The organism is Mesorhizobium sp. M0522, assembly GCF_040321085.1.
In the GTDB taxonomy this organism is placed as follows: Bacteria; Pseudomonadota; Alphaproteobacteria; order Rhizobiales; family Rhizobiaceae; genus Mesorhizobium.
On the sequence record NZ_JAMYQW010000076.1, the window covers coordinates 1 to 13,061 of the forward strand.

At 59.7% G+C, this 13,061-nt stretch carries 8 protein-coding genes, 8 pseudogenes and 1 other annotated feature; of the genes and pseudogenes, 8 read left to right on the plus strand and 8 right to left on the minus strand.

Going from position 1 to position 13,061, the window contains the following annotated elements:
* Nucleotides 1–138, minus strand: a pseudogene (locus NKI58_RS34865) (DNA-binding response regulator); the annotation flags it as partial.
* A 79-nt stretch (nt 139–217) separates the two neighbouring features.
* Between NKI58_RS34865 and NKI58_RS34870 the strand changes: the two are divergent.
* Complete coding sequence (locus tag NKI58_RS34870) at nt 218–493, plus strand: acyl carrier protein (protein WP_023679571.1); 276 nt, start codon at nt 218–220, stop codon at nt 491–493.
* Nucleotides 494–598: 105 nt separating this feature from the next.
* Here NKI58_RS34870 and NKI58_RS34875 read toward each other — a convergent pair whose 3' ends face one another.
* From NKI58_RS34875 to NKI58_RS34885, 3 genes and pseudogenes are all read right to left on the minus strand, one after another.
* Entirely contained in the window at nt 599–1,216 is a 618-nt protein-coding gene (locus NKI58_RS34875) for a hypothetical protein (RefSeq protein ID WP_023679572.1), read from the minus strand.
* A complete protein-coding gene (locus tag NKI58_RS34880) occupies nt 1,216–1,395 on the minus strand; it encodes a hypothetical protein (RefSeq protein WP_031194388.1) in 180 nt (59 codons plus the stop codon). Before NKI58_RS34880 ends, NKI58_RS34875 begins: the two co-directional genes overlap by 1 nt.
* Nucleotides 1,392–2,122, minus strand: a pseudogene (locus NKI58_RS34885) (IS6 family transposase). Before NKI58_RS34885 ends, NKI58_RS34880 begins: the two are co-directional and overlap by 4 nt.
* Nucleotides 2,123–2,414: 292 nt before the next feature.
* On the opposite strand from NKI58_RS34885, the gene NKI58_RS34890 reads away from it, so the two are divergent.
* From NKI58_RS34890 to NKI58_RS34900, 3 genes and pseudogenes are all read left to right on the plus strand, one after another.
* On the plus strand, nt 2,415–2,792 hold the full coding sequence (locus NKI58_RS34890) for a hypothetical protein (protein ID WP_023679574.1): 378 nt from the start codon (nt 2,415–2,417) through the stop codon (nt 2,790–2,792).
* A gap of 230 nt (nt 2,793–3,022) precedes the next feature.
* Nucleotides 3,023–3,186: pseudogene (locus tag NKI58_RS34895) on the plus strand (DUF1403 family protein); the annotation flags it as partial.
* A 50-nt stretch (nt 3,187–3,236) separates the two neighbouring features.
* Nucleotides 3,237–3,946 (plus strand): annotated as a pseudogene (locus tag NKI58_RS34900) (IS6 family transposase).
* Nucleotides 3,947–4,073: 127 nt separating this feature from the next.
* Here the strand turns inward: NKI58_RS34900 and NKI58_RS34905 are convergent.
* Together NKI58_RS34905 and NKI58_RS35715 are read right to left on the minus strand one after the other, a co-directional pair.
* The gene (locus NKI58_RS34905) at nt 4,074–5,993 is read right to left on the minus strand and encodes a potassium transporter Kup (protein WP_352726342.1); all 1,920 of its coding nucleotides are present in this window, start codon (nt 5,991–5,993) and stop codon (nt 4,074–4,076) included.
* A gap of 83 nt (nt 5,994–6,076) precedes the next feature.
* Nucleotides 6,077–6,211 (minus strand): annotated as a pseudogene (locus tag NKI58_RS35715) (IS6 family transposase); the annotation flags it as partial.
* Nucleotides 6,212–6,496: 285 nt separating this feature from the next.
* Between NKI58_RS35715 and NKI58_RS34910 the strand changes: the two are divergent.
* A pseudogene (locus tag NKI58_RS34910) lies at nt 6,497–7,396 on the plus strand (IS3 family transposase); the annotation flags it as partial.
* Nucleotides 6,748–6,864: a sequence feature (AL1L pseudoknot), on the plus strand. Its footprint overlaps the pseudogene before it by 117 nt.
* On the opposite strand, the pseudogene NKI58_RS34915 reads toward NKI58_RS34910, so the two are convergent.
* Nucleotides 7,375–8,809 (minus strand): annotated as a pseudogene (locus NKI58_RS34915) (IS30 family transposase). The pseudogenes NKI58_RS34910 and NKI58_RS34915 overlap by 22 nt on opposite strands.
* A 43-nt stretch (nt 8,810–8,852) precedes the next feature.
* Here NKI58_RS34915 and NKI58_RS34920 point away from each other — a divergent pair.
* From NKI58_RS34920 to virD4, 3 genes and pseudogenes are all read left to right on the plus strand, one after another.
* Nucleotides 8,853–9,155: pseudogene (locus NKI58_RS34920) on the plus strand (transposase domain-containing protein); the annotation flags it as partial.
* A gap of 301 nt (nt 9,156–9,456) precedes the next feature.
* Entirely contained in the window at nt 9,457–10,233 is a 777-nt protein-coding gene (locus NKI58_RS34925) for a hypothetical protein (protein WP_245260339.1), read from the plus strand.
* Nucleotides 10,234–10,480: 247 nt separating this feature from the next.
* Nucleotides 10,481–12,226: a type IV secretion system ATPase VirD4 gene (virD4, locus tag NKI58_RS34930; protein ID WP_352854477.1), complete on the plus strand. Its 1,746-nt coding sequence runs from the start codon at nt 10,481–10,483 to the stop codon at nt 12,224–12,226.
* Nucleotides 12,227–12,918: 692 nt separating this feature from the next.
* Here virD4 and NKI58_RS34935 read toward each other — a convergent pair.
* Nucleotides 12,919–13,061, minus strand: a 143-nt coding sequence (locus tag NKI58_RS34935) for a winged helix-turn-helix domain-containing protein (RefSeq protein WP_352443246.1), incomplete at its 5' end; no start/stop codon positions are given.

Below are 13,061 nucleotides of genomic sequence, written 5' to 3' on the forward strand. Positions count from 1 at the left end.
ACCACGAGATCGACTGGCTCACGTGAAAGAACATAGTCAAACTGCTTGCTATCGTGGACTGCGGTTACCTTCAGGGCATGCATCGGCGATGAGGCGCCGCATTGCGGCATCATCGTCAATGACAAGAACATGTTTCAACGGCACACCTCGTTTTGGGGGTTGCGCCCCGATCAGGGTTGCATTACCTGAATCTGCAAGCAAAAGGCATGTATTAGTGATGACATTACTTGAAATTGAACAACTGGTTCTCAAAACCCTCAACGCTCTAGTTGCCGAAAAAGTAGAGGTGTCGATGACAACCAGAATGCGGGATCTCGGCCTCGACAGCCTCGACTATAACGAGCTTGCTACGGCGATCGAGAGCCGACTTGGCTGGTTTGTCGACGATTACAAGCTCTGGCAATACGAGTCCGTAAGGCATGTCGCCGACGCCGTCGCCAGTCAGGAGTTGCGCACCGCGGAACCACCAGCAGTGCGGCAAGTGCTGGAGTAGTGCTGTAGGCACAGGTTACGGTGAGGGCAGCTTGGGCGGCGGTAGCTATTGCCATTGCTCCGCTGTGGTTTCTATTCGTGACTGGTGTGTTTGAGAACTGTTGGGTCAGCCCGGTCCATGTCGCAGTGCCGATGCCCCCTTGGTGGCGTTGCCCGCAATTGCGATCGCTGCGCCCAGGGCACCAATGCTGACGGTCGTTGTCAGGCCACCCGTTGAATTGTTGTCAGAGGCAACAGTGCCCACCACACCATCCCAATTGGTGGTCGTATAGACCGACATGTAGTCACGGAACACGCTCTCACTATACGTGGTCACGATCGTTGCCGTCGTACCGGTTGGCACGAGGGCTGACCACACTGACAGATAGACCACACCAGAATTGAAGATGCTTTCCACCTGAGCGAGAAGGGTGGCAGCCACACCCCCAATCGTCATACTGTTGACGGTCACTGCACTTTCGGTGTCAGTGGTCTCAGTTGTCACGATGACACGACGATTAGCGTGTGGCGCGACAAGAAGCGGAATGCTGGTGTGGGTGTAAACGGTCGTGGCAGTCGAGTCTTCGTGAGTGCCATTGAAGACCAGATCTATCGGGAACATTTTCTCCCAGACGCCCGAGCTGCGCACATAGACCTGTCGAGCCTTGGTCCAGAGGCTTGAGATTTTCACCCATACGGCGCTGGCCGCCCCCCAGACCCCGGAGGCTTTGACGTAAAGGGCCATTACGGCTGCACCCAGAAATCACCGTCCACGCCGCCAGAAGGGGCAGCGGCCGAGATCGTGACGCTGCGATTTGCCATCGTGCCGACGCCGAGAAGCGCCTTGGTCTGGGCAATGGACTGCGGTCGACGATAATTGTCCCCGGTGCCGTCACTCGACACGCGACCGACGAAGCTCGTCACAGCGTCGGCACCTGTGGCGTAGGTCGAGCGGTACAAACGCGTCGTGATATCACCAGCGCCATCGCGCTGAGGCGATGAACATGTATGGCGAGAGCAGAACGTTTGGGGCGGGGCGGGACGAAGAGGTTGCGGAGGGCTGACAAGGTCGAGACGAAGCGTTGCAGGCCTCCCGGCGATCGGACCCCTGCATCATCCGCTCCCGTTTTCGCGGCGGCACATGGGAATTCTCCGCTCCGTTGTTCAACCCCTTGTGCGACCGGTGCTTGACGTCCGGCATCACCTGTCGCTTTGCCGCTCCATACGAGCGCAGCTAGTCGGTGATCATGCGCTTCGGCGCGAGCCCCTGCTTCTTCAACAGCCGCGTCAGCAAGCGCTTGGCGGCCTTGGTGTTGCGGCGGTTTTGCACGATTTCGTCCAGCACATATCCATCCTGGTCGACGGCGCGCCACAACCAAAGCTTTTTGCCGGGCGATGGTGACGACCACTTCGTTCAGGTACCAGACATCATTCCGGCACGGCGGCTTGCGGCGCAAGCAGCGAGCGCAGTCCAGCCCGAACTTGATGCCCCACCGGCGACTTGTCTCATACGAAACCACGATGCCGCGTTCCAGCAGCATTTCCTCAACCAGGCGCAGGCTCAGCGGAAACCGGAAATAAAGCCAGACCGCGTGGGCGATAATAGGCGGCGGAAATCGGGGGGCGTGTAGCTGACGGCGGGCGTATTCATGCCCCCGGCGTCCATGTCGCAAATCTTGACGATTGCTTTGTGTGTCAAGCCCGCCGCAGTCTCAACGCGTTCATATGCAGACATTGTGAAAATCGCCCTATTCCGCCTTTTTTACCGCCCCTTAAGTCCCCCGCTCGCATGCTTGTCGATGCCATTGAACTCATAGCCATCGGCCAAGGATTTTGGAAAATATGTTTCCGCTCGCAGCAGAAAACGTGAGAGTCGCTGTAGGCCTAACGTTAAGGGGAGAGAGCGGTTTGATTGGACGAAATGGGTACCGGAGTACCGAGTCATGAAGCCACGAGGTAATCTGGTCCGACTGAAGCAATTTCAGGTGAATGAGAAGCGGCGACAGTTGCACCAGCTAGACATCATGATTGCCGATTTCGAACGCATGGCGCGAGAACTGGACTTCCAGTTAAACGCCGAGGAAACGAAGGCCGGCATCTCCGATGTCAATCATTTCGCTTATCCGACGTTCGCCAAGGCCGCTCGCCTACGTCGTGACAACGTCAAGAATTCGCAATCGGACCTTCTGCGGCAGAGAACCGCAGCCGAGCCATGCCTCGCCGAGGCTGAAGCAGAGCTCTCCAAGGCGCAAATGCTAGAATCGCGCAGCGGCAGAGGCCACGACCTCGAACCCGGCAACCGAAGCGCCATGATCGGCTGAGCCGGATGGCTTCAGCGCGCCTCATTCGCGACACCCGACTGGCCGTTGGCGCGCGAGAGGCGTGCGGGCACTGTAAAGATATCAGCGTCTTGATGCAGCGATAGCTGGTCGGGACGGCTGTCATGCTGCGGCGACATACGCGATTTTGTTCCAGATTTGCATGGCGGCGTTACGCAGGTATTGGGGGAAAGTGGAACTGGTTGGCAATCGGATCATCGGCGAACCGCTGCCGGCGGATCGGCGCCTGGCGGCAACGCCTGGCGCTTTCGGCGGCGGCGGTAACGGCAAAGCAGGCTGGCCGCGTCGAGGATGAAGCGGCACCTGCGCGATGCCGTTCTGCTCACGGCCGGGAGACGGGGTCGGCCCCGCCGGCCGGATGCTGCTCGCTTGGCGCGGCATCGTAAAGTCAACCGACAGCTTATGAAGATGTGCGTACATTGGGCCATGTCAGAAGTTGCTCGTGATCCGCTCTATGGTCGCCACCGCTTTCCCGCCGAGATCATTGCGCACGCGGTATGGCTCTACTTTCGCTTTCCGCTCAGCCTGCGCATGGTTGAGGACATGCTGGCGGCCCGCGGCATCATCGTCACGCATCAGACCGTTCGAAGCTGCGCGGAGAAATTCGGACGGCATTCCGCCCAGGAGATCAATATCAGCCGGCTGCCTGGGCGACAAATGGCATCTCGACGAATGTGTCGTGGCTATCAGTGGCAAGAAGCAGTGGCTCTGGCGTGCCGTCGATCAGGACGGCTTCGTCCTCGAAGTGCTGGTACAAAGCCGCCGAAATGCCAAGGCGGCAAAGCGTCTGATGCGCAAGTTGCTGAAAGCTCAAGGGCGGACACCACGGATCATGATCACCGACAAGCTCCGATCCTATGATGCCGCCATGCGCGACCTCATGCCCGGCGTCGAACACCGGTCGCACACAGGCCTGAATAATCGAGCGGAAAATTCGCACCAGCCGACCCGACGACGCGAAAGGATCATGAAACGCTTCAAGTCGGCACGCCAGCTTCAGCGGTTCGTTTCCATCCATGATCCGATTGCCGACCTGCTCACTTTCCCTGCAATGCGCTGTCATCGGCTCAACATCGAGACCTGCGTAACGCCCCATGCAAATCTGGAACAAAATCGCGTGTGTCGCCACAGCGTGACAGCCGTCCCGGCCAGCTATCGCTGCATCAAGCCGCTGAAACTTACAGTGCCGGGCGCGCTGCTACCTGAATTTCCTTACCGCTCAATCAATGTGACAGCACCGATTCTTCTCAACCGCGGCATGCCCTAAATCGTCACTTGCGTTCCGATCTCGACGACGCGTCCGGTCGGGATCTGGAAGTACTCCGTCGCGTCGGCCGCCGTACGCGCCAGGCCGATGAACAACCGGTCCTGCCACACCGGCATGCCGGAATTGGGCGAGGCCTTGAGCGAACGCCGTGACAGGAAGAACGAGGTCGTCATGATGTCGAACTTCCAGCCTTGCTTGCGGCAGATCGCCAGCGCGCGCGGGATGTTCGGCTGCTCCATGTAGCCGAAGGTCAGCGTCACCCGCATGAACAGCTCGTTGACCGTCTCCATCTTGACCCGGTCGCTGTCGGGCACCACCGGTTGCGGCGCGGTCACCACCGAAAGGATGACGTTCTGCTCGTGCAGCACCTTGTAGTGCTTCAGGCTGTGCATCAGCGCGGTTGGCGCGCTGAGTGGATCGCTCGTCAGGAACACCGCGGTGCCGGACACCAGCTGCGGCTTTTTCTTCAGGAGATTGCCGGCGAGGAAATCGAGCGGGATTTCGTTGCGGCGGGTCTTGTCGAACAGATAGCGGCTGCCGCGCACCCAGGTCCACATAGCCAGCACAATGGTGAAGGCCACCGCCAGCGAAGCCCAGCCACCCTCGAACACTTTGACGATGTTGGAGGCAAAAAAGCCGACATCGATGAAGCCGAACAGCGCCGTCATGGCGACCGCCACCCACAGCCGCCATTTCCAGATCCGGGTCATGACGACGAACAGCAGCACCGTCGTCACCAGCATGTTGCCGGTCACCGAGATGCCATAGGCGGAGGCGAGCTTGCTCGATTCGCCGAAACCGACGACCAGCAGCATCACCGCCAGCGCCAGCAACAGATTGACGCGCGGCATGTAGATCTGGCCCGACTGCTTCTCCGAGGTGTGCAGGATTTCCAGGCGCGGCAGCATATTGAGCTGCACCGCCTGCCGGGTCAGCGAGAAGGCGCCGGAGATGACCGCCTGGCTGGCGATGACAGTCGCGGCCGTCGCCAGCACGACCATCGGGATCAGCGTCCAGCCTTCGTTCATCTCGAAGAATGGATGGCCGACGACGCCATTCTTGGCCAGCACGAAGGCGCCTTGCCCGGCATAATTGAGCAGCAGGCAGGGAAACACGATCGCCAGCCAGGCCAGCACGATCGGCTTGCGGCCGAAATGGCCGAGATCGGCATAGAGTGCTTCGGCGCCGGTGACGGCGAGGAAGATGGCGCCGATGGTCACGAAAGCGACGTCGGGCGAATTGATCAGGAAGGCGACGATGTAGTGCGGGCTCACCGCCCACAGGATTTCCGGATCGGCGATGATGTGGTTGAGCCCGGAAAGGCCAATTGCCAGGAACCACACCGCCGTCACCGGGCCGAACACCAATCCTACCCCGCCCGTGCCGAAGCGCTGCACCGCAAACACCATGGCAAGAATGACCAGTGTCAGCGGCACGACATAGGGCTGGAAGGTCGGCGTGACGACATTCATGCCCTCAACCGCCGACAGCACCGATATCGCCGGTGTGATGACGGCATCACCGAAGAAAAGCGATGCCCCGACGATGCCGATGCCGAGCATCAGCGCCGAGCGCTTGGGGAAACTGCCGCGCGCCAGCGCCATCAGCGACAGCACGCCGCCCTCGCCGCCGTTATCGGCGCGCAGCACGAACATGATGTACTTGATGGTGACGATGATCGTCAGCGACCAGATGATCAGCGACAGCACGCCGAGGATATCGCCGCGCTCGGCGACATTGCCGCCCGACGACGCCACCAGCGCCTCACGGAACGCGTAGATCGGGCTGGTGCCAATATCGCCATAGACAACGCCGAGCGCGCCTAGCATCAGCACCTTGGGGCTTTGCTGTTCGATTGCCGGATGGCTCGACTGTTCGACGGGTTCTGCCTCGCTACCAGTATTGGTAAGGACCATGGACGACACTCCGATAAGGGGCGGCCCTCTACCTTTGCTGCACTGCAATATCAAGTGCCGCGAGGTAATGGCTCCGTATGCGGACCGCATTTGTTGCCGCACCGGCGGATTGTCTCATACGAAACCACGATCCCGCTCCCGGGCCATTTCCTCGACGAGACACAGGCTAAAGGGGACCTGAAGGAGGGCCAGACCGGATGGGCGATGATCTGCGGCAGGAAACGATGGCGCTGCTTGTAGCTGACGGCATATCTTTCTCCTTTGTGTGTCTGCCAGACGAGCGGGCGGGCACGGAAGTGGTCGCGCTCTGGCTGCCAGACATACTCGTCCAACCTGATGAAAACCTGACTTGTACACCCAGCCCAAACAGGTGCGAGGGGTCGGTCTATTACCAAAGGCTCTGAGGGCTGATTCTCTAGGGTTCCCGCCCAGATTGATCCGTGACCCTTGTTGTGTGCCGCCCCGGGTTGATCGGAGGCTCCAACTCCTGAGAAGGTGGAACCATGACAAGCAAGGCGACCAACAAGTTCTCTCCCGAGGTCCGGACCCCCCGCGGTGCGGCTGGTTCTGGATCACGAACGCGAGCATACGTCGCGGTGGGCGGCGGTTTCATCGATCGCCGCCAAGATCGGCTGCAAGAAAGCCGAGCGTGACGGCGGCGTGCGCGCCGGAGTTCCCACGGATGCTGCGACGAAACTGAAGGCTCTGGAACGCGAGAGCCGCGAGCTTCGCAGGCCAACGAGAGCAAGGCTTCCGCGTATTTTGCCCAGGCGAAGCTCGACCGCCGGTTCAGGCCACGATCGCGTTCATCGACGATCACCGCAAGGCGCATGGGGTTGAGCCGATCTGCAAGGTGCTGCCGATCGCCCCGTCGACCTACCACGACCATGTCGCCAAGCGCGTCGACCCCTGCCGGCTGTCGGCTCGGGCAAGATGGGATACAGCCTCGAAGGATGAGGTCCGACGGGTTTGAGGCGAACTTCCGCGTCTACGGCATTCGCAAGGTCTGGCGGCGGTTGCGTCGCGAGGGCTTCGAGGTCGCCCGCTGCACGGTTGCCCGCTTGATGAAGGCCATGGGCCTCGAAGGCATCGTCCGCGGCAAGCCGATCCGCACTACGGTGAGCGACAAGGCCGCACCTTGCCCTCTCGACCACGTCAACCGCCAGTTCCATGCTCCGGCGCCGAACATGCTGCGGGTCTCCGACTTCACCTGCGTCGCGACCTGGACGGGCTTCGTCTATGTCGCCTTTGTCATCGACACCTATGCCCGTCGGATCGTCGGCTGGCGGGTGAGCCGGACGGCGCATGCAGCCTTCGTTCTCGATGCCCTGGAACAGGCTCTCCATGATCGGCGGCCCGCGCGGGGAGGCGGGCTCATCCATCACAGCGATAGAGGCAGCCAAGGCGGATTCAACCGGATCGTCGCAACACCGGCATCATACTGTCCCCCAAGGAGCTGGTCGAGGAGTTCGGCAGGTGTTTTCCAGCCGAGCGTTTTGCGCGGTCTTGTGTTGATAGCATGGGCAACTGCGTCCAGTTCCCGGGCTGTGTGCCGACTGAGATCCGTGCCCTTTGGAAAGTACTGTCTCAGCAAGCCATTGGTGTTTTCGTTGGAGTCTCGCTGCCACGGGCTTGGGGATCGCAGAAGTAAATCTCGAGCCCGGTGTCGATGCGCAGGTCGGCTGCTGCGCCATTTCCGCTCCATGGTCCCAAGTCAGCGACTGACGCAGCTGCTCGGGAAGTTTGCCCATGGATCGGGCTATGGCTCTGCGGACTGCTTCAGCGCCGTGGCCTGCAAGTGGTGGACCGTTCTTGATGCGCAGGCTCTGCTGATAGCCATGCATGCGCGGCAGGTGAAGCACGCATTGTGAAGCGTGAACTTCGTTCCACGAGCGTACCGATCGCCTAGCTTCCGAGGCCAAGGATGAGGTCGCCTTCCCAATGTCCGGGGACAGCCCGATCGGCAATTTCGGCCGGACGGTCGCTTATTATAAGGGCGTCTCCAATGAAGGACTTGTTGCGAACTCGGGCCCGTTCGCGCGGTACGCGCGTTCGCGCGGTACGCGCAACGCTCGGCCTGAACGCAGACATGCGGTCAGTCCTCGGCGCAATGCTCCGCGTCCTTGAATGTACAAGGACTGATAGATCGTCTCGTGGCTGATCCGCATGGTTTGATCCTCTGGGTAATCGATCTGAAGCCGATTTAGCGATCTGCTCGGGGCTCCAGGCTGCCGACCACCTCCGGCTCTGTCGTTTTTTCCATACCCACCTTGGGGCCCTCGAATGAGGCGCCATTGGGGTTGGTGACTTTGCCGGCCAAGCGCTCCTCAACATATTCACGCAGAGCCGGATTGACCGCCAGCTTGCCAGGAGGCCGCCGGGACTCACGATCGGCGTGCCATTGGGCGGCACTGGCCGGTAATCCAGATTGCCGCTGCGCGTCGCGGCATTGCGCCTGACCTCCCGCGAGATTGTGCTCGGCGGCCGACCTAGTTTACGAGCAATGGCCCGGATGCCGATTCCCTTGGCAAGCTCAAGCGCAATATCCTCGCGCTCCCGAAAGAAAGATATCGCCCCGAAGGCGGCTTCGCCCACGGCGCCAAATGCGTTGGCGGCATCCCTCCTGCACTCCGAAACCAGCGCGGACCAAGAGGCGTTGATGTACCGGCATCCAGTGCGGCCTCCTCGCTCGAATGTCCCAAGGCAATAGCTTGCCAGAACCGGAAGCGATTCTCACGCTGCCAGGCAGGCGGACGCCCGGGCGAATCTAGCTTCTTTCGAGTGCACCGATCTGAAGCGCGTTGGTGAACCGTCATTGCAACCTCCAATCCCTTGGTGTTGCGACGACCGGTTGAATCCGCCCAACACGTCAGCATTCAATACACCGAGCGCTTGGCGGAGGCCGGCGTCGAACCCGCAGTGGGCAGTGTCGGCGACTCTTTCGATAATGCTCTCGCGGAAACGATCATCGGTCTTTTCAAGGCCGAGGTGATCCATCGACGCGGACCCTGGCGCTCATTCGAGGCCGTCGAGTTCGCCACGCTCGAATGGGTCGACTGCTTCAACAATCGCTGGCTGCTGGAGCCCATCGGCAACATCCCGCCGGCCGAAGCCGAGGAACGCTACTACGCCATGTTGGATGAACCAGCCATAGCCGCGTGACTCAAACGAAACGGCCACCGGAATGCCCGGGGCAGTTCACATCGCATTTGATGCCAGCTTCATCGTATTTTCTTCGGCTTGGACGGGCACTTGGCAGACCCACAGAGCTGGGAACCCTTTGCCATACTACAACTGTAACATCATATCGGTTTAGCAGGTCAAGCTTCGGTGGTAACCTCATTGGGTAGAATAACTACTTTGGAGGCGAGCAATGGATCGCGATAACAAACGGGCACGTGCAGCTGCAAGATCATCTCAAGGCGTGGGGAGCAGTAGCCTCCGTGACGTTCCAGAGGGGCCATTGAGCGATGTTGCAGAACGGCTGGTAACCGCTAACCCGCGCGATACAGCGCGAAATCTTGGGGGCTTCAAAGGCCTCGGGACGCACGAGCGAACAGCCGTTCGGGGCACTCAACCCGGGCCAGAAACTGACCTCGCGAGATTTGAAAGGCGGACCAATCGGCTTGGACGATCAGCCATCGATCTGGCCGCGACATTAACAGCCGAATTGGGGTACAGCACGGATGACATAGCATTGCAGAAAGTCGGAGCGGCCAGTAATCTAGGCGATTACCTAACGCCAGGGCTGCAAGATGCTATTGTTAATCGCATTGGCAACATGGATCCGCCGTCGCAAGCTCTCGGAGCTTATTACGTTGCGCCACACTTCAGTAAGTTTACTGACGAAAACAAATCTCGCATTCTTGATCAGGCCATTGGATTGGCTTCTTCTGATCCGGATGGCAATGTCAGGATGATGGCATCCAATGCTATTCTCAACATGTATCAACAGTTAGACGCAAATCAACAGGCCCAAGCTCACTCAGTTTTTCCCGGCATGCAAGACATCTTGCCGCACATGCCGCCGCCGCAGCATGCAGCAGAGGAACGGAGTGCGAATCTGGACGGCCACATAGCAGGTATTGAGGCTGCAGTCCGTGATACAGTAGGCCCGCAAACCTCCTATGAACAGCTGCAGCGGGGTGCTCAAATCGGGCGGTCCATAAACCACGCCTTCAATCACGCCCGAGAGGACCTAATGGAGGCCACCAGAAGCAGAGATCGCTCCGGCCGTTGAGGTCTCGGCCATGGTACAGTGACGCTTTCTCTCCCGAAATCCGTTTACGGCCTTGCCGTTTCCAATTCGCTGGCCGTTGACGTACCTGCTTAGTGTAACTTTCAAAACCCACGTCTGCCGGGTGATGCGCTGCAAGCATCGCACCACCCACTGCGGCATCGATCTGTCGAGCGGCGACATCGCGCGACGCCGGTTCGGTCTCTGAAGCACGCGCAGCATTAGCTACGGCTAATCCGGCAATGGAACAATGCTTTCAACAAAAACGACGCCCCCCAACATAGCCATTAGCATCGCGTGCTCACTCGCCGTGGGCTTCTGTGCGGCAAGTCTTTACGCAACCTTCCGCCACGGCGGCAGCGGCGAGGCTCTGATGGCGTTTGATGTCCGTGCCTTTTGGTTTGAGACGCCCTTCTATTTGGGTTTCGCAACCCCCGTTTTCTATCGGGGCGCGGCTATCGTGCTCTCGACGTCCGCGGTCGTCTTGCTGATTCAGCAGATCGTATTGCGCCGCAAGCTCGAACACCACGGGACGGCTCGTTGGGCTCGAGTGGATGGAATGCGACGCACGGGATATCTGCGACGATACCGTGGCGTGACAGGGCCGGTGTTTGGGAAGACAAGTGGCCCTTTCTGGCCTGGCTACTACCTGACAAATGGCGAGCAGCCTCACAGCCTCATCGTTGCACCGACCCGCGCTGGCAAGGGCGTCGGCATAGTCATTCCAACGCTACTTACATTCAAAGGCTCGGTGATAGCTCTGGACGTCAAGGGGGAGCTCTTTGAGCTCACCTCGAGGGCGCGCAAAGCCGCAGGTGACGACGTGTTTAAATTCGCGCCGCTGGATTCGGAGCGGCGCACAAACTGCTACAATCCGCTGTTGGATCTTATAGCGCTGCCTCCACAGCAGCAATTCACCGAAGCCCGCCGCTTGGCCGCAAACCTGATTACGGCCAAGGGGGAGGGCGCGGAAGGTTTCGTCAGCGGCGCGCGAGATATCTTTGTCGCGGGAATCCTTGCCTGCATCGAGCGGGGCACGCCAACAATCGGCGCCGTCTATGACCTCTTCGCCCAGCCGGGGGAGAAGTTTAAGCTCTTCGCGCGACTCGCCATGGAGACCCAGAACAAAGAGGCACAACGCATCTTCGACGACATGGCGGGGAACGATACGAAAATCCTAACCTCCTACACTTCCGTGCTCGGCGATGGCGGGCTCAACCTGTGGGCGGATCCCGCTGTAAAGGCGGCCACAAGTCGCTCGGACTTTTCGGTCTATGATCTTCGCCGTCGCAGAACGTGCATCTATCTTTGCGTTGGTCCGAACGACCTTGAGGTGATCGCGCCTTTGATACGCTTGTTTTTTCAGCAAATCGTTTCAATTCTGCAGCGGTCGCTGGCCCGCCGGGATGAAAAGCACGAGGTTCTCTTCCTGCTCGACGAGTTCAAGCACTTGGGTAAGCTGGAGGCGATCGAGACCGCAATCACGACTATCGCGGGCTACAAGGGGCGTTTCATGCTCATCATCCAAAGCCTTTCGGCACTGACGGGAGCTTATGGAGAGGCTGGCAAGCAGAATTTTCTCAGCAATACCGGACTGCAAGTGTTCATGGCCACGGCTGATGACGAGACTCCGAACTACATTTCCAAGGCCATCGGTGAATACACGTTTGAAGCCAAATCGATTTCCCACAGCCAGGCGCGAACGTTCGACTGGACCATTCAGAATTCCCATCAAGGTGCACCGCTATTGCGTCCCGAACAGGTTCGGCTGCTCGATGACGACTACGAGATTGTTCTCATCAAAGGTCTGCCACCATTAAAATTGAGGAAGGTGCGTTATTTCTCGGATCGCATTCTGAAACGCATCTTTGAAAGCCAGACAGGCGCCCTCCCGGAGCCGGCGCCCTTGATGGGAGCAGAGGAGGCGCTCTCCGCAGAATCTCAACTCGATGACCCGCTGTGTGAATTGGCGCAGGACTTTGACGATACAGTTTGATGTGAGGCTAGTGTGGACCCGCGAAATAGCAATCCATCCCGTGTAACAGCTTTGTCGCAGGTGCAGGACGCCGGCTTGGAAGACGGGCAAGCGGTCCAGGCCCGGCGAGCGGGCTTTGAGCAGCACGTGTCCGAGGCGCTCCGGCCGCTGTTCGATGGTCGAGCTGACGAGCCGCCAACCGATCCAGAGGAGCTTCTGCGACTGGAACAGGGGTTTCGCGAGGTGCTTCAGCGAGGGCAGGGTCATCAAGCCGCCTCGTCTTTTTTCAGCAACCCAGGGATGCCCGCTGGACGGGATGACCTCAACAGAAGCGTGTCGGAGGCTTTCGCAAGCTCTGGGACGCCGGAGTTCGGGCCGCCGCCCCCAGTCTTGGCTGCCAGCGAACAGCAGATCCGCCCTTCGCCGGATGCGCTTGACCAGGGCAACCACCTGCCACCCGAGTGAGTCGTCCCAACAATGAACATTCCCCAGCGCTGTTGTGGCCAGCGGAGACGCAGAGGGCCCTGAATACGCCGCAAGCCGTCGCCATTCAGCAGCAGCTGAGCGAAATCGGCAATTCAGGCGGCCGCGTGCATATGCAGAGAGGCGCTGATGCGATCTCCGGACCGGTAGCTCTCGCCGTAATTGATCAGGCTGGTACTGTTGGAAGGCTTGATCAGCCTCGTCACCCCAATCTCCAGCATAGCTCACTGTCACGCGGCCAACGTGCCTCCGTAGCTAACATCTACGTCAGCGTTGAAGAAGTACCCTGCGCCACGGGATGTTTTGACCAGGCGAGGGTTGGCCGCATCAGCCTCCAGCTTTCGGCGCAAGCGCATGATTAGGACATCGATAC